Origin of the sequence: Marinobacter sp. HL-58, assembly GCF_001314605.1 — a bacterium.
Classification (GTDB): Bacteria; Pseudomonadota; Gammaproteobacteria; order Pseudomonadales; family Oleiphilaceae; genus Marinobacter.
On record NZ_LIHP01000010.1, the window covers coordinates 345424 to 367427 of the forward strand.

The 22004-nt window shown below is 57.0% G+C and carries 23 protein-coding genes; 9 read left to right on the plus strand and 14 right to left on the minus strand.

Annotated elements, in window-relative coordinates; all coding sequences use genetic code 11:
• Nucleotides 1-7: 7 nt before the first annotated feature.
• Together HLUCCO03_RS08860 and HLUCCO03_RS08865 are read right to left on the minus strand one after the other, a co-directional pair.
• Entirely contained in the window at nt 8-493 is a 486-nt protein-coding gene (locus tag HLUCCO03_RS08860) for a hypothetical protein (protein WP_051603916.1), read from the minus strand.
• Between the two features lie 8 nt (nt 494-501).
• Nucleotides 502-882, minus strand: a complete 381-nt coding sequence (locus HLUCCO03_RS08865) for a DUF6152 family protein (RefSeq protein WP_027832937.1) — start codon at nt 880-882, stop codon at nt 502-504.
• A 235-nt stretch (nt 883-1117) separates the two neighbouring features.
• On the opposite strand from HLUCCO03_RS08865, the gene HLUCCO03_RS08870 reads away from it, so the two are divergent.
• Nucleotides 1118-1885, plus strand: coding sequence for an SDR family oxidoreductase (locus tag HLUCCO03_RS08870; protein ID WP_027832938.1), 768 nt, complete (start codon nt 1118-1120; stop codon nt 1883-1885).
• A gap of 75 nt (nt 1886-1960) precedes the next feature.
• Here HLUCCO03_RS08870 and HLUCCO03_RS08875 read toward each other — a convergent pair whose 3' ends face one another.
• Both HLUCCO03_RS08875 and HLUCCO03_RS08880 read right to left on the minus strand, forming a co-directional pair.
• Complete coding sequence (locus HLUCCO03_RS08875) at nt 1961-2950, minus strand: aldo/keto reductase (protein WP_027832939.1); 990 nt, start codon at nt 2948-2950, stop codon at nt 1961-1963.
• A gap of 288 nt (nt 2951-3238) precedes the next feature.
• Nucleotides 3239-4021, minus strand: coding sequence for a helix-turn-helix transcriptional regulator (locus tag HLUCCO03_RS08880; protein WP_027832940.1), 783 nt, complete (start codon nt 4019-4021; stop codon nt 3239-3241).
• 151 nt (nt 4022-4172) lie between these two features.
• Between HLUCCO03_RS08880 and HLUCCO03_RS08885 the strand changes: the two genes are divergently transcribed.
• Together HLUCCO03_RS08885 and HLUCCO03_RS08890 are read left to right on the plus strand one after the other, a co-directional pair.
• Nucleotides 4173-4580, plus strand: coding sequence for a hypothetical protein (locus HLUCCO03_RS08885; protein WP_027832941.1), 408 nt, complete (start codon nt 4173-4175; stop codon nt 4578-4580).
• A 180-nt stretch (nt 4581-4760) separates the two neighbouring features.
• Entirely contained in the window at nt 4761-7448 is a 2688-nt protein-coding gene (locus HLUCCO03_RS08890) for an HAD-IC family P-type ATPase (RefSeq protein WP_051603917.1), read from the plus strand.
• Here the strand turns inward: HLUCCO03_RS08890 and HLUCCO03_RS08895 are convergent.
• The gene (locus HLUCCO03_RS08895; protein WP_027832942.1) at nt 7435-8739 is read right to left on the minus strand and encodes a ferric reductase-like transmembrane domain-containing protein; all 1305 of its coding nucleotides are present in this window, start codon (nt 8737-8739) and stop codon (nt 7435-7437) included. The genes HLUCCO03_RS08890 and HLUCCO03_RS08895 overlap by 14 nt on opposite strands.
• 180 nt (nt 8740-8919) lie before the next feature.
• Between HLUCCO03_RS08895 and HLUCCO03_RS08900 the strand changes: the two genes are divergently transcribed.
• Both HLUCCO03_RS08900 and HLUCCO03_RS08905 read left to right on the plus strand, forming a co-directional pair.
• Complete coding sequence (locus tag HLUCCO03_RS08900) at nt 8920-10404, plus strand: hypothetical protein (protein ID WP_027832943.1); 1485 nt, start codon at nt 8920-8922, stop codon at nt 10402-10404.
• Complete coding sequence (locus HLUCCO03_RS08905; protein ID WP_292016673.1) at nt 10401-11441, plus strand: succinylglutamate desuccinylase; 1041 nt, start codon at nt 10401-10403, stop codon at nt 11439-11441. Before HLUCCO03_RS08900 ends, HLUCCO03_RS08905 begins: the two co-directional genes overlap by 4 nt.
• Nucleotides 11442-11509: 68 nt before the next feature.
• Here the strand turns inward: HLUCCO03_RS08905 and HLUCCO03_RS08910 are convergent, their stop codons facing one another.
• Both HLUCCO03_RS08910 and HLUCCO03_RS08915 read right to left on the minus strand, forming a co-directional pair.
• Nucleotides 11510-13276 (minus strand): DEAD/DEAH box helicase family protein, encoded by a 1767-nt coding sequence (locus tag HLUCCO03_RS08910; RefSeq protein WP_027832945.1) that lies wholly within the window; start codon nt 13274-13276, stop codon nt 11510-11512.
• A gap of 19 nt (nt 13277-13295) precedes the next feature.
• Nucleotides 13296-13775, minus strand: a complete 480-nt coding sequence (locus tag HLUCCO03_RS08915; protein ID WP_027832946.1) for a peptidylprolyl isomerase — start codon at nt 13773-13775, stop codon at nt 13296-13298.
• Nucleotides 13776-13904: 129 nt separating this feature from the next.
• Here HLUCCO03_RS08915 and HLUCCO03_RS08920 point away from each other — a divergent pair, with 129 nt between their 5' ends.
• Nucleotides 13905-14651: a class I SAM-dependent methyltransferase gene (locus tag HLUCCO03_RS08920; RefSeq protein WP_027832947.1), complete on the plus strand. Its 747-nt coding sequence runs from the start codon at nt 13905-13907 to the stop codon at nt 14649-14651.
• Between the two features lie 35 nt (nt 14652-14686).
• On the opposite strand, the gene HLUCCO03_RS08925 is transcribed toward HLUCCO03_RS08920, so the two are convergent.
• The 4 genes from HLUCCO03_RS08925 to trxC form a co-directional block, all read right to left on the minus strand.
• The gene (locus HLUCCO03_RS08925) at nt 14687-15142 is read right to left on the minus strand and encodes a CopD family protein (protein WP_027832948.1); all 456 of its coding nucleotides are present in this window, start codon (nt 15140-15142) and stop codon (nt 14687-14689) included.
• Between the two features lie 51 nt (nt 15143-15193).
• Nucleotides 15194-16102, minus strand: coding sequence for a bifunctional transcriptional activator/DNA repair enzyme AdaA (locus tag HLUCCO03_RS08930; protein WP_027832949.1), 909 nt, complete (start codon nt 16100-16102; stop codon nt 15194-15196).
• Nucleotides 16103-16295: 193 nt separating this feature from the next.
• On the minus strand, nt 16296-16751 hold the full coding sequence (gene bcp / locus HLUCCO03_RS08935) for a thioredoxin-dependent thiol peroxidase (RefSeq protein WP_027832950.1): 456 nt from the start codon (nt 16749-16751) through the stop codon (nt 16296-16298).
• 90 nt (nt 16752-16841) lie between these two features.
• Nucleotides 16842-17282 (minus strand): thioredoxin TrxC, encoded by a 441-nt coding sequence (gene trxC / locus HLUCCO03_RS08940; RefSeq protein WP_292016674.1) that lies wholly within the window; start codon nt 17280-17282, stop codon nt 16842-16844.
• Nucleotides 17283-17361: 79 nt separating this feature from the next.
• On the opposite strand from trxC, the gene HLUCCO03_RS08945 reads away from it, so the two are divergent.
• Nucleotides 17362-17565 carry a hypothetical protein gene (locus HLUCCO03_RS08945; RefSeq protein WP_027832952.1) on the plus strand — a complete coding sequence of 68 codons (204 nt, stop codon included), beginning with the start codon at nt 17362-17364 and terminating at the stop codon, nt 17563-17565.
• Between the two features lie 90 nt (nt 17566-17655).
• Here HLUCCO03_RS08945 and HLUCCO03_RS08950 read toward each other — a convergent pair whose 3' ends face one another.
• Nucleotides 17656-17922 carry a DUF6544 family protein gene (locus HLUCCO03_RS08950; RefSeq protein WP_027832953.1) on the minus strand — a complete coding sequence of 89 codons (267 nt, stop codon included), beginning with the start codon at nt 17920-17922 and terminating at the stop codon, nt 17656-17658.
• Between the two features lie 33 nt (nt 17923-17955).
• Nucleotides 17956-18963: a Tat pathway signal protein gene (locus HLUCCO03_RS08955; RefSeq protein WP_027832954.1), complete on the minus strand. Its 1008-nt coding sequence runs from the start codon at nt 18961-18963 to the stop codon at nt 17956-17958.
• Between the two features lie 151 nt (nt 18964-19114).
• On the opposite strand from HLUCCO03_RS08955, the gene HLUCCO03_RS08960 reads away from it, so the two are divergent.
• Both HLUCCO03_RS08960 and HLUCCO03_RS08965 read left to right on the plus strand, forming a co-directional pair.
• Complete coding sequence (locus HLUCCO03_RS08960; RefSeq protein ID WP_027832955.1) at nt 19115-19783, plus strand: glutathione S-transferase; 669 nt, start codon at nt 19115-19117, stop codon at nt 19781-19783.
• Between the two features lie 541 nt (nt 19784-20324).
• Nucleotides 20325-21431, plus strand: a complete 1107-nt coding sequence (locus HLUCCO03_RS08965) for a hypothetical protein (protein WP_197025689.1) — start codon at nt 20325-20327, stop codon at nt 21429-21431.
• Nucleotides 21432-21525: 94 nt separating this feature from the next.
• On the opposite strand, the gene HLUCCO03_RS08970 is transcribed toward HLUCCO03_RS08965, so the two are convergent.
• The gene (locus HLUCCO03_RS08970) at nt 21526-21960 is read right to left on the minus strand and encodes an SRPBCC family protein (RefSeq protein ID WP_027832957.1); all 435 of its coding nucleotides are present in this window, start codon (nt 21958-21960) and stop codon (nt 21526-21528) included.
• Nucleotides 21961-22004: the final 44 nt, after the last annotated feature.

Here is a 22004-nt window from a genome sequence, read left to right on the forward strand (position 1 = left end):
TGCCGGCTCAGAAGTATCCCAACAACCTGCCAAGGACAAGCACCCCAACCCAGACCACCAGCGACAATAAAGCTCCCCCTCGCAAGGATACTGGCATAACAGCTGTCATCGGGAGGCTCCGTATATCCAGACGCCTCAACACCCGCCCCAGAATCAGCGCATTAGCGACACCCAACAGGACAAGCACCATTTTCGCCTGAAACAACTGCGAGCCGGCGTAGTCCGATGCCGCTGTAGCAAACAACAGTGCGCCGCAAACAACCGCCATCGCCAAACCAAGCGCGGCTGTAACTCGCAGCACATCCACAAACACCATCACCGGGTAGTGGCGCCAGAGCCCCAGCAAACGCAAATCCAGGGGCACAATTCCGCCAACCAGCAGCGCAACCCCGAAAATATGCCCGGCATTGACCAGCGGGTACATAAATGTGGAGTTGCGCAGAGCTGAGACAAACGCCAGGTTTTCAACGAAGACCAGTGCCTGCTCAATCATTCCCGGGCTCAGGAATCACGATCCGGATACAAATCGTGGTTCTTCCCGTCGATCACAATCCGCTCGGCCTTGACCAGCCGCTCGCCTTCTTTGGCGGAACGATGGCCATGCACGGTAATCTCCCGGCCCTCACTCAACATCTCCTTGCTGAGCCCGGCACGATCATTACGCCAGGGCTGACCGACTTCAACAACCCAATCCTCACCATCAACGTCTATGGTGACCTCTCCATGGGGATTGCCAAGGCGCACGGATTGTATGGTACCGGTGATTTCAAACTCCTCGTCCGTTGCCCAGGCCCAACCGTGATGAGCTTGAACAGCAGGGGCAGCGAGAAAAGCAGCAAGAACAGCAAAACGGAGCAGGTAGATAAAACGAAGCTGAGGCATATCCAATCCTCCTGTCGCAGGTTTGTCAGGGCGATCTTTCGAGAGTTCGCTCATGACTGTACAAATGTACGCTGTTTCCGTTACTCCAGACTATGACATATGCACCGGAAAACCGTGGTCCAATTCAAGGAAGTTCCGGTATTCCCTGCTGTCCTTCAAGATCAGGCTACTGACCGGCTGCGCTGACGGATGGTTTGTATACACTGTATAAAATTATTAACCGAGTGAGGAACCAATGACACAGCAACCCCCGGTCATACTGATCACAGGCGGCGCCCAGGGTATCGGCAAAGGCATTGCTGCCCATTTCCTGAGCAAGGGATGGCGAGTCGTGGTACTGGATCAGGATGCAGATGCAATCAAGAGCTGCCAGCAGGATCTAGGCAATCCCGACAAGCTGCTTCTGATCGAAACGGACGTGTCCAGCGAGCCCGAGGTCGTTTCCGCTGTGGCCGAGGCCGTGCAATGGGGCAAACGGCTGGACGCGCTGGTCAGTAATGCGGGCATCGCCGACCCGCACACCGGGCCCATAGAAAAGCTCGAGCTTGCCCAATGGCAGCGCCGGATCGACGTCAACCTGACCGGCGCCTTCCTGATGGCGAAGCATGCGGTGCCACACCTGCGTCAGAGCCGGGGGAGCATCGTCAACATGGCTTCCACCCGCGCCCTGCAATCCGAGCCCGATAGCGAAGCCTACGCTGCCAGCAAAGGCGGCCTGATAGCGTTGACCCATGCGCTTGCCATGAGCCTGGGGCCGGACGTAAGGGCCAACAGCATCAGCCCCGGATGGATCGATGTCCGGGCCTGGCAGGCCCACGCGCCCGCCAGTCCTGAACCCCTGTCGGCATCCGATCACGCACAGCATCCGAGTGGTCGCGTTGGCACCCCCGAAGACGTCGCGGCCATGGTCGCTTACCTGGTATCACCTGAAGCGCAATTTGTAACCGGCCAGAACTTCGTCATCGACGGCGGCATGACCCGTAAGATGATTTACCAGGATTAGGAGCCCTCATGCCGGACCAACGGCCCACGGGGGCGATCAGCCCGCCACTTACCCGGCCCTCACGTACGTAAAAATCTACCTTGTCGGCGGCGCCATAAACTCCGGACCGACGGGATCATTAATGCATCTGGCCAGAATGCCGTCGATTGTGGCCATCGCTTCCTGATCCAGCGACCAGCCTTCGATGTCATCCACTGGGTCCAGCTGTTCCGGTCTTCTTGCACCCCAGAGCGCGGTTGTGACACCGGGCTGATCCACCAGCCAGCGAAGCGCCAGCGCGAGTACACTCTTCTGATACCGCTCGCGGGCAAACGCATCCAGTTCATCTACCGCATTCAGGTATTGGCGATAGCGGTCACCCTGGAACTTAGGATCGTTCTTGCGCAGATCGTCGCCGGTGAACCGGGTGTCTTCCCTCATTTTGCCACTCAGCAGACCGCGGCAAAGCCCACCGTAGGTAATGGTCGCGATGCCATTTTCCCGGCAATAGGGAAGAATTTCCTGCTCAATCTCCCGTTCAAACAGGTTATACGGGGGCTGCAAACTGTGCAGGGGCACACTTTTCTGCAACTCCTCCATCTGCGCAGGTGTGAAGTTACTGACACCAATGGCCCGGATTTTCCCGGCCTGGTACAGGTTTTCCAGCGCACGGGCAGTCTCTTCCATGGGCGTCTTCGGGTCCGGCCAATGGACCTGGTAAATGTCGATCCTGTCGGTCTGGAGGCGCTTGAGGGAATCCTCAATCTCCCGCTCTATGCGCGAAGCACTGGCATCCCGCCAGACTTTGTCGTGATCATCGTTCCAGTTCAGAGCCACCTTGGTAGCCAGAACGACCTGATCCCGACGACCATTGGTGAGGGCCTTGCCAACAATCTCCTCGGACCGCCCGAAACCGTAGACCGGCGCGGTGTCTATCAGGCCGATGCCTTTGTCGATGGCCCTGTGGATGGTATCGATGGACCGGGCCTCGTCTGTTCCGCCCCACATCCAGCCACCAATAGCCCAGGTACCGAGCCCCACGGGCGTTACCTGAATGTCTGTGTTTCCCAGTGCTCGCGTCTCCATGTTTGCTCCCATTGCCTTGATAGCCATTTGGAAAAAATGCAGCAGCGTGACTGCCTCATACAAGAGACATGTGTGGGAAAGAAAGTAAATTCAACCCTACCCACAGACCGGATTGCTCAAACCGGCAGTTCGATGCCCTCACCAGCCACACTGTCTTCGTTCACATCCATCGTCAGGGACGCTGTAATGGAACAGGACAATCTGGTTCTTTTCGATTGACATAGAGTTCTCTGCGAAAGTTCAAAGCACGCCATTACAACAAGCGGTGGCGTTGAATCTCACTTCACCTCAGCCCAGCCAATAAGCCTTGCTGTCCTCATCCATCGGAAAGAAATGCTCGATCCGCAAATTCTGGGCGGTGACATCCAAAGGCGTGCCGATGGTTGCGATGGTGGAAAAGATTCTGAGCTGTTGCTCTCCCAGGTTCAGGGTAAACGGAATCGCCGGGTAGTCCAGGTGATCCACCACGTGGCTTTTCCAGTTCTGCGGCACGCCGGGAATAGTCAGCGCCTGTTCCAGCAGTCGATTGGGCTGGTCCCTGAAGGGGCCCGAAAGATGCTCATGGTAGACCCGTTGCAGCATGTGGCAGGCGATATTCTCCCAGTCGCCCACAAAGGGTTTGATGCCCTCACTATCCAGCAGCGACAGCAGAAAGTTGGGCCGGGCCGGAAACTGGGCGCCCAGCGCCGCCATTGTTGCCATCAGCGCCTGCATGGCCTGGTTGGCAATCACCAGATAGTACTCGTGGTCGAATACCACCGCCGGGTAGGGCAGGTGCCCCTGCAGCAGGTGCTCAAGCGCCTCCCGGATCATGGCCATGCCCGGCGCGCTCAGATCCTGGTCGGAGTAGACCTGGCTGTAACCCGCCGCCGACAACAGCCGGTTGGTTCCGGCCAGGTCTGCCTGCAGCATCTGAGCCAGATGCAGAACCATGCCTTTGCTTGGCTTACTCCGGCCGGTTTCCAGAAAGCTGATGTGTTTGGAAGACACCTCGCACGCAAGGGCGAAATCCATCTGGCTCAACCGTTTACCTTGCCGCATTTCCCTGAACAGTGTACCGAAAGCGCTCATCGTATTTCCCGTGAATGTCCAAGTGTTCAGCGATTATCTTCCTCGAGGGTAGGCTGCACCATTACCTCACAGGTAATTGAGCCGGTCACCGCCCGGGTAGATGCTTTGTAGTGTAGTCAAACACATTGCATAACCCGATTGAGGTGATCCCATGAAAAACTTTGTCCGTCAATTCAGCGTGAAGCAAATCGTCCTGAGCGATGTCTTCCTCACCGCGCCCCTGGCGCTGGCGCTTATCCTCGCCCCTGAGTCTATTGCCCGGTGGGCGGGCGGCCCCGGCGCAACCTTCTACCTGGTGGTGGGCATTGCCCTGCTGCTCTGGTGCGTGGATATGGCCGCCATGGCTATGAACGAACGGTGGCTGGAGAAATACTTCAACCTGATGATTGCTGGCGATGTGATTTGGAGCCTGCTGTCCCTTGCCCTGATGGTGTGGTTTGCCCAGAGCCTGCAGCCGCTGGGCTGGGTGCTGTTCGCCCTGAACGTGCTGGTTCCGCTGGATATGGCGTGGATGAAACGGGTTGCTGCAGGCAAACCGAACCAGCCTGCTTTCAGATGACATGCCATTCTTCCAGTTGAAAATGTGTGGCTGGCATATCCCGCCAGCCACACAAACGTTCGAAGAAACGCACACCCCCGCCATTTAAAAGGCCCTATACTTCATCTGCCAGCAATTACCTGTAAGCTAAAAATAACGCTGTACATCTCTTTCCTGTCCCACATGGCCCGATAATAATCTATGAACAGCGCAGCCCCAGAGCGACCCGTCACACCGGACCCCACCGAGAATGGACTTTCCCGGCAGGAAGCCAGTGCGCGCCTGGAGAAGTTTGGTTACAACCGGCTGCCCGCCCCTCCCATGCCAGGCGTGGTGGAGCTTTTTGCGCGGCAATTCCTCAGTCCTTTCATTTACATCCTCCTGATCGCTTCGGTGGTTTCATTTGCACTCGGTCAGAACTCCAGTGGGGTTTTCATCCTGATTGTCCTGCTGATCAATGCGGTTATCGGCACGGTCCAGGAGTTTTCGGCCCAGAAGGCGGCTGCCGCATTGAAGCAGATGATGAAAGGTACAACCCATGTCCTTCGGGATGGCCAGGTTGTAACCATTGAAGTCGAAGAGATCGTTCCAGGTGATGTTGTACTGCTTTCCTCGGGCGACAAGGTGCCGGCTGATATTCAATTGCTCAGCGCCAGCAGCCTGGCGGTGGATGAGTCCATGCTCACGGGGGAGTCCCTGGCAGTGGCCAAGAATGCCGGGGCGGCAAGCGACGACAGCACGCCGCTCACGGAGCGCGTTGACCAGTGTTTTGCGGGCAGCATCATCACCCATGGGCGTGGACGCGGCCGGGTGATAGCCACCGCCTCGGATACCCAGCTTGGCAAGATTGCCCAGGGAGTCACCGGCAAAACGTCTGCCGAACCGCCTCTGATGATCCGGATCCGCAAGTTCACCTATCAGGTTGCCTTCGGCATTCTGTTGGCCATTGCCGCCCTCGCAGGCCTGATGATCCTGGATGGCGGCTATTCAACCGAAGACATGATTCTGATGACCATCGGCCTGGCGGTTTCGGTGATCCCCGAAGGCCTGCCTGCTGCGCTCACCGTTGCCCTCGCCATCGGCATGACCCGTATGGCAAAGCGCAATGTCATCATTCGCAAGCTTGTGGCTGTGGAAGCCCTGGGATCCTGCACACTCATCTGCTCCGACAAGACCGGCACCCTGACCGTCAACGAGCTTACTATTCGCAAGGTGATGCTGCCTGATGGGCGCCAGTTCGAAGTCACCGGCGAAGGCGTGGCACCGGGAGGAGAGGTCAAAGGCCATGCCGGAACCCAGGACTCGGGCCAGGATACACTCAGGGAGCTTTGTGTCGCAGGCGTCCTCGCCAATGAAAGCCATCTGGACTACAGCGGCGGCGAGTGGGTTTCCCAGGGTGATATCGTGGACATCGCCTTCCTGGTAATGGCCAAGAAGCTGGGCATGTCCATCTCCGAGCTGCGAACCCGGCAGGAGCAGATAGCCCTGATCCCCTATGAGTCAGAGAAAGCCTACAGCGGTGTAGTCAACCGGGTTGGCGACCAAACCGTCATCTATGCCAAAGGCAGCCCTGAAAAGATGCTGGCCATGTGCAACCGGATGGCAACCACTGACGGCTCTGCAGAAATCGACAAACCCGCCCTCGAAAGCCAGTTTACCGAGCTCGCCTCCCGGGGCTATCGGATCATCGCCCTGGCCAAGAAAACGTCTTCACCCGGCGACCATGAGATGGCCGATATGATTTTTCTCGGTATGGTCGCCATGATCGACCCGCTCCGTCACGAAGCCTTTGACGCCATCGAAAAGTGCCGCACCGGCGGTATCGAGGTGGCCATGGTCACCGGCGACCATCCTGCCACAGCAAAATCAATCGCCCTGGAACTAGGCCTGTGTGACGCGGACGCAACGGTTGTTACGGGCCCCATGCTCGATGAAGCCAGTGCTAGGAACCAGGACGCTGTCGACCAGCTTATTCGCCAGGCCCGGGTATTCGCCCGCATAGAACCCGCCAGGAAGGCCCAGATTGTGGACAGCTTCATGCGGGACGGGCATTTTGTCGCGGTCACCGGCGATGGCGTCAATGATGCACCGGCGATGCGGCAGGCCCATGCGGGAATCGCCATGGGCAAGCGCGGCACGGATGTGGCCAAGGAAACGGCGGACCTGATCGTTACCGATGATAATTTTTCCTCGATTGTCGCCGGCATCGAGCAGGGGCGGGTGGTTTATAACAATATCCGAAAGGTTATCGGGCTGCTGGTTGCCACCGGTTTTTCGGCGATCCTGCTGTTCTTCTTCTGCGTACTGTCCGGCCTGCCAATGCCCCTGGTCGCGGTACAGTTACTCTGGCTTAACCTGGTTGCGAACGGCTTCCAGGACGTGGCTCTGGCCTTTGAACCGAAAGAAGGCGGCGAATTGTCAGTAAAGCCGCGCTCACCTCACGAACCCGTGTTCGACAAACATATCATTCAGCATGTCCTGGTGGTGGGATCATGGATGGGGCTCGTCGCATTTCTCAATTTCCAGTGGACGCTCGAACAGGGCCAAAGCATTGAGGAGGCCCGTAACCTGACGCTGATGCTGATGGTGCTCTTCGGCAACATTCACGCGTTGAACAGCCGCTCGGAATCCCGCTCACTTTTTGGTATTCCCCTGCTTGGCAACCCTTTCCTGATGCTGGCTGTCCCCCTCGCGCAACTGGCCCACATTGGTGCCATGTATACCCCGGGACTGTCAGATGTGCTGCAGATTCAGCCGATTTCATTGAAGGAATGGCTGCAGTTGCTCGCATTCGCCATGAGCCTTCTCGTCGTGGAGGAACTGCATAAGATCCTGATCAGGAAGCAGTCGCCGGTGGCTCAGATGCCTGACCGGATTAGTCATAGCTGAACCGCTCCGACAGGATACGGTGAGGCGGCGTGCCCCTCTTGATCAGGTGATCCTCAACAACATCCATCATGACCGACGGCCCGCACATCACAAAGACCCATTCGCTGAACTCCCTGTCTGAAAAGACGCGATCCAGCAGCCCGGCATCTATGAAGCCTGTCTGTCCGTGCCAGTTGTCTGGCGGCTCTGACAGTACATAGACCACGTCTTCCTCACCCAACTCCTCACGATAGGCAATCTGATCGATGATCCGATTGCCATAGAGCAGCTTAACTTTGCGCGGATCGCCGGTCAGGCGCATTTGCCTGAGCATGCCAAGCAGCGGAGAAAGACCAACGCCACCGGCAATGAACGCGACCCCGGGTTCAGCACGACCGTCGACAGAAAGGTTGCCATAAGGGCCATCAAGATAGGCGACGGTTTCAGGTTTTATCTGGCCAATTGTACGTGTGAAATCGCCAAGCTCCTTGATCATGAACGATACCTCCGGCCCGGCTGCCGGCGCTGAACAAATGGAGAACGGGTTCTCTTTCAACGAGAATGGGCTGTGCCCCAGGTTCAGCCAGACAAACTGCCCCGCTTTGTAATCAAGGCCACGATGACCGTCTGGCGCCAAGGTAACCTCCCATTGCCTGGGCGTCAGCCGGACGACGGAACTCACACGCCAGGGACGTGACTTCTGCAGAAGGGGAACCACAAGGTAAACCGTCAGCAGCGACCCGACAGCCACTCCAGTCATTGCCAGCCATACCCAGGTCATCAACGGCTGTGATCCGTAACGCCCTGCGTACACGGTATGATGCAACAGAAGAACCGCAATCAAGAGTGCGCCGAGCCCGTGTAAAAGGCGCCATGTCTCGTATCGGTAGCCCAGTTGGTTGCGCCCGATGGCCATCACAACAAGGCCTGAAAGCAACAGCCAGGCCGCAATGCCCGTCGACAGAGCGGAAAAATCGGTCGTGATCGTCAATTGGCGCGTGGGGTCCCATGGGCGCTGACCACCTGACGGCGTTCCCTGGTAAAGAAACGGATGCAGCAGAGCAAAGACCAGTGCCGTGCGAGCCATGATCTGATGAAACCGCATGGTTACATCCATGCCTATGTCATTTGAAATGGCCTTGAAGCGGCCGGACAGGATGAACTCCATGAGGATCATCGAGAAAGCAAGCATGCCAAGGCCAGAGGCCAGTTCCTGATGGAACTGGCGTGGCGGCCCTCCGAACCACCAGGACAGGAACAGCGGCAAGGTAACTGCGACGAGGTAGGCTATGATCAAAAAGAGCGGTTTCATCTGTCTCGCCTGTTTTACGTTCCCTGATCATGCAATCTAGTCTTCCACGGAACTCCTGGCAACGCGCCGGAGCAGGCTGCCCCAAACGCCCGCACGAACCAGGTGCGGACATTAATCTGCATCAAAGAATCTCAAAACTGACTACTATCAAGGTAAGTCAGCACCAGAGAAGGCGTTACCGTGGGACTGTCAATCAAACAATCGGAATTTACGGCGGAAGAGTTTGAGCGTTTTGCTGCCAAGGTCCGGACGGATCTTTCAGCGCTGACTCGTCTCCTGCATAGGCCCGGCTTTGGTGAGGGAGAGAGTTCCATTGGCGCCGAGGTCGAGTTCTATATCGTAAACCCTGACCTGCGCGTACAACCCATCAACACAGAAATCGCCGCCAGCGTAAAGGACCCCCAACTGACGGTTGAACTCAACCGCTTCAATCTCGAATACAACCTCAAGCCCCAGGCTTTCAGGGGCAATCCGTTTGGCAGAACCGAGCAAGAGCTGCTTTCGGCCATCAGACGAATCAACCAGCACGCAGCACCATTAGACGGAGAGCTGGTACCGATCGGCATTCTGCCCACACTTCGCCAGTCCGATATGGGCGCGAAAGTGATGACAGACGAACCCCGCTACCATGCGCTTTCCAACGCGTTGATCAAGCAACGGGGGGAGCCATTCAGTATCCATATCGGTGGCAACGATGTCATAGATCTGGAGGCCGACGACGTCACCATGGAAGGCGCCAACACGTCGTTCCAGCTGCACTGGCGTGTACCGGCCCATCGTTTCGCCGATTACTTCAATGCCGTCCAGCTGGTCACGCCGATTGTCCTGGCCCTGGCCAGCAATTCACCCAGCCTGTTTGGCCACCATCTCTGGGACGAAACCCGTATTGCCCTGTTCAAGCAATCAATCGATAGCCGGTCCCCCAATCGCAGAAACTGGCGTCACCCGCCCAGGGTCTATTACGGAAACGGCTGGGCACGCAGCGCCTGGGAACTGTTTGCGGCCTCGGCGTCACTGTATCCCCCCATCATTCCCCTGATGTCGGATGAAGATCCAATGGCTGTGATTGATCGGGGAGATGTGCCGAAACTGGAGGAGATGCGCCTGCATCAGGGAACCACATGGCCCTGGAACCGGGCCATCTTTGATCACACCGAAGGCGGTCATCTGCGCATCGAGATTCGCTCCATGCCTGCTGGCCCTACTGCCGTAGATATGTGTGCGAACGGCCTGTTCGTGATCGGGGCTGCGCTGGCGGTGCTCGACGACATCGGTCACCTGACGTCGATACTGCCCTTCCATTACACTGAACACAATTTCTACCGCGCCGCCAAATATGGTATCGGTGCAGACATTATCTGGCCGCACAAGGATCAGGTTCAATTGCAGGATACGCCCCTGTTGGCCGTGGCCCGTGAGCTGCTGCCGCGTGCCCGGGAAGCATTGCAACGAACCGCCGTGGACGAGGCCGAAATTCACCGCCTGCTGGGCATCATCGAAGGCCGCATTGAAAACAGCGTGACGGGCGCCCGGTGGCAACGCCGTGTTACCGAGTCTTTGTTTAAATCCCTGAGTCCCGATGAGGCGTTCCGGAGTATGCTGACTCGGTACATGGCCAACCAGAAGAGAAACATCCCGCTGCACGAATGGGCACTTTCACCGTGAGCAATTCGAATGTACTTGATTATCTGAATGATCCGTCACCACGCACACTGGGCCGCTCCCCTCTTGAGTGGCTGGAGCGACTGCATAAGCCCACGGTTGTGCATGTTACCGGTCGCGACCCGTCCCGTACCCGGGCAATGGCAACGCTTCTGCACGGCAATGAGCCTTCCGGGCTGTTTGCGCTTCACCGGTGGCTACTGGAGCAGCATACGCCCGAGGTCAACATGCTGTTTCTCCTCGGAGGCGTCTATCCGGCGAAGATTCCACCCATGCTCTCTCTTCGCCAGCCGCCCGGGGGACTCGATCTCAACCGGTGCTTCAAGGAACCTTTCGAAGGGAGAGAAGGCGCCATCGCACAAGCCATTCTGGCAGAGCTTCAGAAGGTGCAACCTGAATGCCTGCTGGACGTGCACAACACCTCGGGCACAGGCCCGGCCTTCGCGGTGACCATCACCAATGACGCCGCGCATCAGGCGCTGACCTCGCTCTTCACCGACCGCCTGATAATGACGGACCTTCGCCTGGGTGCACTGATGGAATATTCGGAACAGGAGGTACCCACGGTGACCATCGAGTGTGGTGGGGGGCAGGATGAGAAGGCCCATCAGCTGGCCTACGAAGGACTCGTCCGGTATACCTCAAGACCGGATGTGTTGTCACTTGAAGAAGCCGAGTGGGACGTCGAGGTGCTGCGGAATCCGATTCGTGTGGAGCTGGCTCCTGAGGCAACCATAGAATATCGCCTTGAACCCACCGGCCATGCTGACCTGACATTTCCGCCAGACATCGAACACCGCAATTTTGGAATTGTTTCTCCGGATGAGCCTCTGGGATGGATTGGACACAAAGGCCTCAGCATGCTCACAGCGATCAGCCACAACCGGACCGAGAACATGGAGCAGGTTCTTCGAGTCGAGGATGGGCAGATCTACCCCGCCCAGGCCATCAAAGCCTTTATGATTACGACCAACCCGGTTATTGCGAAAAGTGACTGCCTTTTCTATGCGGTCAAAGCAACGGGCGAACCCATTTTCTAGAACCCGAAAATGTCCATCCGCCAGCAACGCAAGTGCTCGAAGCGTCGCACCGATATACCTTCAAGAGCTTACACTTCATTCGCCTTACGGTAGTGCCCCTGATAATCAAAAATCCGCTCCTGCACCTGCCAAAAGTGCTTCTGCTTGCGGGCAACTACAAAATCCGGTGCCGGTAGCAGGGCCTGGCTTTCAAGTACCTCTTCAGCCGTGCTGAACGCTTTCGGGGCCTGGCCATTGGCAAAACGACGCCCGAACAGCTTGTTGAAGACGGTGCGCTGGCCCGGCTTGCTGAGATCAAACGACTCGCTGAGCTCTTCCCCATCCTCGCCGTGATAGGTGATCCGCAGTTTGCTTCCAGCAACACTTAACGTTACCCCGGCGCAACGGATCACCATCGCATCCTTGAGTTTCAGGGCATCCCTGAGCTGATCATCCGGGTCGATGATGGCTTTGTGGCACTGCCCGCAGTTACGTGCCGCGATATCATTCTCGGCACCGCAGTGCGGGCACTCCTTGAAACGAAAACGGTAATCGCACTGGTGGCGCCCTTCATGCACGGCGGGTTCATCCCCTGCCCCAGTCTCCAGCAGCCCCTGACAACGGCGGCCGTAGTGCTCGATTACCCGGCCTTCACTGTCTGTCTTGCCCCAGAAGATATTGGCAAAACCACAGCCCGGGCAGAATACCTGCACCGGCTCACTGTCGGGGTTCGGTTTCGGCTCCCCCACCTCCGGGTGATGCAGGTTCACATGGTTGCCCGCGTAATCCATCACCAGGCAATCCTGCTTTCCTTCGTCCAGCCGCAGGCCGCGACCGACAATCTGCTGATACAGGCTCACCGACTGGGTCAGACGAAGAACGGCAATGAAGTCCACATGGGGCGCATCAAAGCCTGTGGTAAGCACGGACACGTTCACCAGGTACTTCAACTGGCGCTGCTTGAAGCGCTGGATCAGCAGATCGCGATCCTTAAGATCGGTTGCGCCCGTCACCAGGGCGGTCTGTTCTTCCGGCAAATAACCATTAATCTCCCGCGCATGATCCACCGTGGCCGCAAAAATCATCACACCCTTGCGCTCGGCGGCCAGCTCCAGCACCTGGTCGATGATGGCCCGGGTTACACGCCTGTGTTTGCCCAGCAGCTCGTTGACGTCCTTCTCCGCGTACTCGCCAAACCGGTCCCGGGCCAGCGAAGAGAAATCGTATTGCGCCACTGCTGCATTCACCAGCTCCGGCCGGGTCAGATACCCCCGATTGATCATGTAGCTCAACGGCAGCTCGTAGATGCAATGTTGAAAGGGCTTGTCCTCTTCACTACGGACAAAGCCCCGGTAGTGAAAGCGATAAATCCAGCCCATGGCCAGACGGTAGGGTGTGGCGGTCAGCCCCAGCACTTTAAGAGAGTCGTTCTGCTGCCGCAGAAGTTCGATGATTCGCTGGTACTGACTGGTCTCCTCACCACTGACCCGATGGCACTCATCGATGATGACCAGAGAATATTCATCCCTGAACTGATCCAGGTTCGCCGCTACCGACTGCACACTGGCAAAGGTCACCTGATGCTCGCGTTCCTTACGTTTCAGCCCGGCGGAGAAGATGCCGCCGGTTAACCCGTAGCTCTGGTACTTGGCGTGATTCTGCTCCACCAGCTCTTTTACATGGGTAAGTACCAGAATCCTGCGCCGGGCAAGTCGGGCCAGCTCGGCGATGACCAGGCTTTTGCCGGCTCCGGTTGGGAGGACGATGACGGCGGACTCATCCGACTTGCGGAAATGGCTGAGCGTGGCGTCGACCGCCTCCTGCTGGTAGGGCCGAAGCGTGAAAGGCGCATTCATTTTTGCAGGGCTTAATCGCTCAATGATGCCCGCCCGGCCCATGCGCATGGCCGTGAGCTATTTCTTCCGGATCGGCGGCGCGAACGTCGATGACTTCGATATCGAAGGTCAGGGTTTTACCGGCCATCGGATGATTGGTGTCAACATCGGCAAACTTGTGGCCGACCTTGGCGACGACCACATGGCGCGGCCCCTGCTCGGTTTTTACCTGGGCGATCATGCCCGGCTTCCAGCGCCTGGCACCCATCAAATGTTTGATCGGCACGCGCTGGATGGCATCGGCCTTGCGCGGCCCGTAGGCTTTCTCCGGCGTCACGGTAACGCTGAACGTATCGCCGGACTCGCGACCTTCCAGAGCCTCTTCCAGTCCCGGGATGATGCCGCCGTGGCCGTGAAGGTACGCGTTCGGCTCGCCGCCACGGGAATTTTCAACAATGTTGCCTTGGTCATCACTGACACTGTAGTGAAACAAAACCACCTGATTCTTCTCGATTGGCATAGGGCTCTCTGCGACGGTTCAAAGTCCGCCATTATAACCAGCAGCAGCGCCAGAAACGATGGTGAACACCGGCGAACTGGTTGCTATACTGCCGGCCAGCTGCCTATCCCGCCCGCCCAGTGAGCCGTCATGCAATCATCCACCAAGCTCTACACCGACCTTTCCGGTTATTACGATCTGATGTGTGCCGACATCGACTACCCGGAACAGAGCAGTGGCGTGCGCAGGCTTAACCAGCTGTTCGGAAATGGCGGTCAAAAGCACCTGGATCTGGCCTGCGGAACCGGCCCCCACATTCGGCATTTCCTCGACTTTGGCTACCAGAGCCAGGGCCTGGACATCAACCAGCCAATGCTGGATAAAGCGAAAGTTCGCTGCCCTGAAGCCGACTTCACCCTGGGGGACATCGGCAGTTTTGCCTTCGACCAACCGTTCGATCTGATCACCTGCTTGCTGTATTCCATTCACTACAGCAGTGACATCGACCGCCTGAAATCCTGCATCACCAGCGTCCACGAGGCGCTGCGGGACCATGGTGTCTTCTGCTTCAATGCAGTGGACAAAAACAAGATCAACAACAACCTGTTCGTGACCCATACCGCAGAGCACCAGAACGATGTCTTCAAATTCAGTTCAGGCTGGCACTACGGCGGTGATGGCGAGCAACAGTCACTCAAGCTGTCCATCACTAAAACCACGCAAAATGTCAGTGAGACCTGGAAAGACGAGCATCCCATGGTGGCGTTGGGTTTCGAGGAGCTTGCACAGCTGCTGGAACCCTGTTTCGAGGTGCATATATTCGAGCACGACTACGGCAAAATAGAACGCTGGGACGGGCAGTCCGGCAACGCCCTGTTTGTCTGCGTAAAGAACTAGAGCATCGCGATTCCCGGGGTGGAGATTTGCCGGGTCTACAGATACCGCCCACCGGCACCAATCGCCACCACAATCAGCCCAAGAATCAGATTGGTGCCCACCAGCTTGCGGATCTGCCCGACCTGGCGCCCGCCTTCCTGCGGATCCTGGTTGGCAACGGCCTGCTTCAGCCGCCGGAAGGGTGCAAAATAGACGTGAAAATAAAGCAGGATCATCACAATCCCCAGCCCCTGCATGGCGTGAATGTGCCAGCCGGCACCCGCCATACCACCGAACACGCTGAAGATCATCCAGTAGCCGGTCACCAGCAACAGAATCACTGCGACCCACACCCACCGGAAAAACCGGGACAGGGTGTGACACCAGAGCACCCCACGCTGCGATGCATCGACTACCTCAACCACCGCCGGCCGCATGGCCATGTAGGCGAAAAACATGCCGCCAACCCAGATCACGGCGGAGAGAACATGAAGTGCAATAGCCAGACTCATAAGGGACTCCCGGAAGAGAAATGTGTGTGATGAGCATAAGCTTCACCCACTTTAAAACCAACTCCGCCGATGTCTCTCCGCATCCAGCAATGCCCGCTTTCGCTCAAGCCCCCAGCGGTATCCACCAAGGCCGCCATCGCCTCGCAGCACCCGATGGCAAGGGATCAGCACACCGATACGGTTTTTGCCACAGGCAGAGGCGACGGCCCGCACAGCTCTGGGCTTGTCGATATTCGCGGCCACCTCGCTGTAGCTGAGGACATCGCCTTCCCGTATGCTCAGCAGGAACTGCCAGACCTTCATCTGAAAAGCCGTACCACGCATATCCAGCGGCAGATCCGGCCTGGGGGCACCCTGGCTGATGTGTTGGTCCAGCGCATCCATCCAGGCATCCAGCTCCGGGGCATCCCGGGCCGGTGAAGCGATCAGCTCTGCATTGGGGAATTCCTTTTTCAGGCCGGTGATCAGGGAGGCTTCATCATCACCAAACTGAACAAGGCAGACGCCCCTCTTCGTTGCCGCCATCATCATCAGGCCCAGTGCTGTGGCCCTGCACGCATAGACGATGACCTCACCGGCGCCACCCGCCCGATAGACCCTGGGCGACATTCCAAGACTGCGGGTTGCTTCCCCATAAACACGGCTTACCGAGCCAAAGCCGGATGCAAAAATTGCATCGGTCACCTTGTCACCAACCTTCAGGGACTGCTTGAAACGATGCATCCGCACGGCGTCCTGATAGACCTTGGGCGAGATGCCGAAAGCCGCCTTGAATTGCTTCTGCAGCCTTGAGGAAGACAGCCCGGCAAGCTCCGCCAGACGGACCAGAGGCAGCGACTCATCAGCGTGTGCCTCAATATGGCGCGCAACCTCCACCAACCGGGCAACCCGTGGATTCCCAACGGAATTGTTCCTGGCCTCAATGGCTGCCTGTATTTGCTGTTCCGATGGCACCGACATGACCTGCCCCTTCACGTAACCTGAACAAGGTCAGTACAACGGATGTCGGCGAATGTTTCCATCCGATTATTGCCCTTGTTGCTGCCTGTACTCCTGAATGAGACCAGTTGCTGGATACGAGCCAGCGTTTCTATCGGTTCTGAGAGGCGCCCATGACAAGGCCAGAACACATCCACCTCGCCCGATTTTTCAGTTATGCCAGGTCATCCAGTATTTCCTGCACATGCTCTGCCGGCTTGACCTTGCCGTAGTGGCGCACAATCACACCCTCTTCATCGATCAGGAATGACTCCCGGCTCACGGACATCACCTGTTTACCGTACATGTTCTTTGGCTTGAGCACGTCGTACTGGTTTACCACCACTTCTTCCGGGTCCGCCAGAATCGGGAAGTTCAGCGACTCTTTGCGGGCGAATTTCTCGTGTGAGCTAACCGTGTCCCGGCTCACACCCAGCACCTGCACGCCATGGCTGCGGAGCTCATCCAGACGGTCCCGGAACTGCTGAGCCTCGGTGGTACAGCCGGGCGTGTTGTCACGTGGATAAAAGTAGAGCAGCACTTTCTGCCCCCTGTAATCCGACAGAGTCTGCTTTTTACCTTCCTGGTCTTCCAGCGTGAAATCCGGTGCGGCTTTGCCTTCCCAACTCATAGGTTTTCTCCTTACAAAGAATCAGATTGACGTTACAGGAATGCGACGCCGGGTAAGTGCACATCCGGTGCATGACTTCCAGGCAGCGGGCTACCTGATACCTTTCGACTCAAGCCACTGGCTGATCTGCGCCTGGTTCATGGCACCACTCTGGCGTGCCACTTCCCGGCCATTCTGGAACAGGATCATTGTGGGTATGCTGCGAATGCCAAACTGACCGGCGGGCCCCGGCGACTGTTCGGTATTCAGCTTGGCAAAACGCACCTTACCCCGCCAGGCTTTCGCAGCCTGCTCGAACTGCGGCGCCATCGCTTTACAGGGGCCACACCAGCTGGCCCAGAAATCCACCAGCACTGGCACATCACTGCGTGTTGTATGGGAACTAAAACTCTGCTCCCCCAGTTCCAGAACCTCATCCGGCCAGAGCGACTGTTTGCAGGCACCACAATTGCCGCCTGATGATAGCTTGTCGGCGGGCACGCGATTCACTTTGTGACAATGGGGGCACACTAGATGTCGAATATCGGTCATTATTAACCTGCCTTTAATTGCTTACTGATTTGATTAATCTGGGCAGATTATTAGAAATCAAGCGAAGGGAGCTCATCCCATGGAAACCACAGATATCTTCCTGGCGCTGATCTTCGGCTGCGTCGGTTTTGGCTACTTCATGTACGGGCGGCGCAAGCAAAACATCGTCGCCCGTTACTGCGGAATTGCAATGATTCTGTACCCGTACCTGGCCAGCAGCACCTGGGAGATGCTGGCAGTGGGTGTCGGGCTGATGGTGGTGCCGCGGTTTGTGGAGCTTTAGGGAATGGTTACTCACGGGGAAACTCCACAGCAGCCACATCCGCCACAAAAAACGGAAAGTACTGCTCCGTTGCAAAATGATTGCCAGCTTCTACATGAGTGGGCAGAACCGCGTCCACCGCTGGCTATCCGAACCTGACAGCCTCATCAGGTCGTGCCGCGCACGCATTTTCCAGACGAACCCGGAAGGCATGGCCAACACCTGGGTTGCCTCGAAATCCAGGTAATCGGGATTGTCTTTGTCCCCCATGCCGAAACGCCCGACCATGCTGATGCTGGCCACCGTCCAAAGAGGCGTACCTGGCTCGATCGTATATAGAAAATAGCGTCGTGCCGGTTCCGGCAGATCGGCGATCATCTCAGCGGTGAAGGCGGGAGAAGGCCATTACCGTCACCGGATAACGTCCCCAATTGGCCGCCGGAGAGAGCGCGGCATCTCCGGGCCGCGGCCGATCCGCAGAATGAGGTCCGGGCGCCGGCCATCAATGCCAATGGCGCGGGCAAATTCAGGGCGCAGTCGCCCCACCTCCACAGGCTGGTTAATAAACGCCGTGCGCAGGCCCAGGGCGGCAGCCTGAAGGGCCAGGCGCTGGTAACATCGGCCCGCCTCAATCCAGTGGGGAATGTCATCCGTCTCTGAGTAGATGACGGCAATGGCGGAAGAGCTGTGGATGTGCCGATAATCTTTTTTGTTCTGGTTCCTGGCAGAGAACGTGCCCTTCATCGCCAGCAATCCGAGCCATCGGGGCACATCAGGGTTGCCCGTGGCGGGCCCGTACAGTCCATCGCCTGAATGTACCGCCTCCTTGCCATTGAACCGAATCCAGGATTTAAGTTCACGAGCCCATGCAGGGTCAGCAAACTGGGCATCGTTGCCCTTCGCGACGTAGTCTGCAACCAGGCCTTTTTGGTCGGCATCGGTCATCAGAAGCACCGACACACCGTCACCATGCCCCGCCCCCTGAAGCTGTTCCAGTTCTTCCGCAGAAAGCGGAGCCCCGTCATACTCTGAACGGCTGCATTGGCGCAGGGGAATCGCGTCGAAAAGCGCAGACCGAGCGGCCGGCGCCTCTTCGAAATCAACCTGCAGGCCTGATGTTGATGCATCGAACCGACAGAGGCCTTTCAGCCCGGCGGCTTGCGCTGCAAGCAGCAAATTTTCCGTGGCGCAGCCCAGGCTGGCGTATAGGTGGTGATCATCCGGATCCACTGCGGGGCAGCGCCTGGACAGATCAGGAAGAACTTGTATCCGGTTGGATTCAAGCTTGAATATCCAGGGCTGCGTATTATGACTGGACGCCGCGAGAGTGGCGTACCGCACCAGGGCTCTATAGTCGTGCGGAGCGGCCCCAAGCTCACCGTGGCGCCAGGTTTCACTGACCATGTCGGAATAGTTCATAGCGCCTCCACCCCCGAATCAGTGAAGTGTAGGCTTTGCACTTTGCATCTGCTAGCAGAAGCGACTCAAGGCACATTGAAAGTGAACCAAAAAGCCATTTGCAGACTACTCTGCTAACCTGCCCATTCTTTAATGCGAACGGAGTTTCTGCATGATTACAGTTCATCACCTCAACAATTCCCGCTCACAACGTGTTCTCTGGATGCTGGAGGAGTTGGGCGTGCCCTACGAGATCCAGCGTTACGAACGCGATCCCAAAACCATGTTGGCGCCTGCAAGCCTCAAAAAAGTGCACCCTCTGGGTAAATCACCGGTGATCACCGACGGCAATCTGGTGGTGGCGGAGTCTGGCGCCATTATCGAATACCTTGCCCATACCTACGGCAAGGACACCATGTTACCGGCGGATGGCGGCCAGGCATGGCTGGATTATACCTACTGGCTGCATTACGCCGAGGGCTCCCTGATGCCTCCACTGGTTATGCGCCTGGTATTTCAAAAGATAAAAACCAGCCCGATGCCGTTCTTCATCAAACCCGTGGCAAAAGGCATTGCCGACAAAACCAATGAAACCTTCATCAGCCCGATGATCAATACGCACCTGGATTTTGTCGAAGCCCACCTGGCGAAAAACACCTGGTTTCTGGGGGACAACCTCAGCGCGGCCGATATCCAGATGAGCTTCCCCCTGGAAGCCTCCGTAGCACGGGGCATCGTTGGAAAGAACCGACCCAATATCGTCGCCTGGGTCGAGCGAGTGCACGCCAGGCCGGCTTACCAGAAGGCCCTTGAAAAGGGTGGAGAATACGATTTTGCGTGAGTAGCCCGCGCGAACCATCACCAGGTGCCAGCCGAAAGCCATAACAACATGCAAGCAACCCCGAAAAGAAGTACTGCAATATGGACAGCCAGGTTCTTTCGGGTGGTTGGGGCGGGTTTTCTGGCGAAGCTGAAGTAATCCTCACCAAACAGCCCGACACCGCAGGTCTCACAGTAGTTTTTTGAGTAAGAAACCCTCAGTGCAGATGGCTCAAACTTTTTCCGACAGCTGTAACAACTGGGTTTAATCATTTCTGTCGCGGTTTTCAAAGTCATAGGTCGCTTCCCCCAAATGGGCGATTCAATTGCGGATGGAAAAAATGAACACTTGCTCACTGAATCACCCACAACAACAAGAAGAGGAAGTTTACCGCGACGTGCGGAACTGGATCGACTAAAGCAAAAAAGGCAGCCCCTTGATGCAGGGGCCGCCCGCAGGCTTGTTAACTTCGCAACCAGGCTCCGGCCTGTATCCACACAAAAACAATACAGATCGAGATACGCTTATGTTAAACATGTTCCGATACATTTCCCTGATATTATTGGCATCTGCTCTATTCCTGCCTTTTTCCGCTCATGCCACAGAAGACACACTCGACTACGGACTGTACTGGTTTGATGGCAACAACAAGTCCGTCAAAGCGGTAGAAGCAGATGGAACTGTAAACACCGTACCCCTCAAATTCTACGATCCCTCGAAACCGACCATCGTGCATTTTCATGGCTGGCAGCCAGGCTCCGCTACTCGCGGCGACGGTTACGACCGTGAAGACTTCCGCTTCGTCTGGGGTGATGAGGACGTCATCACCTCCCGTTCATGGAAAGATAAGGGCTGGAACATTGCCTATTTTTACTGGGACCAGTTCGCTGACGAATCAGAGGTAAAAGACGCCGAGGCCAAGATGTGGTCCGCCAACGGGCCCCGCGGCATGCGTTACCGCCTCAGTGACGGCAGCTACAGCACGCAGCATTCGCCCGACAAATCCGTGGGCGAGATTGCCTTTGAACAGCTTACCGCAGCATTGGCCGACAACACGTCCCATTACGTGCGCCTGTCCGGCCACTCGCTGGGCAACCAGCTGGCTACCATCGTCGCCGGCAAAATCAGCGATGCGATCTATGCCGGTGACGCTGGCGTGAACGTCATGGTTGATCGTCTGGAACTGCTGGACCCGTTCTATTCCAAAGACGGCAAAGATTACCTGGGTGATGACAACGGCGACGGCAATCCGGACTGGACTGGCGAACGGGTCCGGTGGACGGTTCAGGAACTGATCGACCGTCACAACACCCCGGTAACAGCCTATTACTCAAGCAATATCAATGACCTGTGGATCGGCGATAAAAACCTGCCGTTGCGAGCAAAGGTGGCCGAGATATGGAACCGTTTCTGGTACCTGGCGGACGAAGTGAACAAGCACAATCATGTTGTGCCGTTCTACTTCCGCTCGATGGCCTCCGCACCTCCGGAAGAAGTAACCATCAACTGGTGGGGTAACCGGTCCGGCACTGGCAACGATGCTGCCAGTGCCAGCACCGATGACAACCGGATTCTGGAAATGATGGGCGACACTCACTACTGGGATCAGGTGGAAGGCCGTTACACCGCGGACCCCGAAGACGACCAGTTTGAAATCAAGAACTACTGAGTTCGATCCGATGATAAAAGCCGCGGGCCAGCCCCGCGGCTTGAAAAGAATCCGGTTCATCCAGCCGATGGCAGGCCGTCATGGCCTTCTCACCCTAGAGCCGCTCAATTGCCTTGAGCAGAGAACTGAAGGCTTTCGAAAAGCTGCGCTCAGCCACTCGATCCATCATCCGGCCAAGCAATGGTACTTGCACATGCCCTTCGGAAATCCAGGTCACACGAGTCTGTTCACCCTCGGGCTTTAAGACAATCTCGCCCTTCGTATGCCGGACCCTGAACGGGCTCGATTTCTCAATGTAATAGTGCATTCTGTTCGGCCTCTCAAACTGCGTAATGCGTTCGGTCAGTTCAAGCCGGCCGGCTCCGATAACCCTAAGAGCGCCGGTACCATTTTTCTCGTCTTTTCCTTCTTCGATCAGAAGAGACTTGCTAACCCCCGGAAACCGGTCATAGCGAGCATGGTCTGCGATGGCTTCAAAGACCGCATCAATATCCTTCCCAAGAACCCGCTCGACGTGAATGCGGAACATGGCTACTCCTCAAAAAATGGGGCTGACGGACAAGATACGCTTAA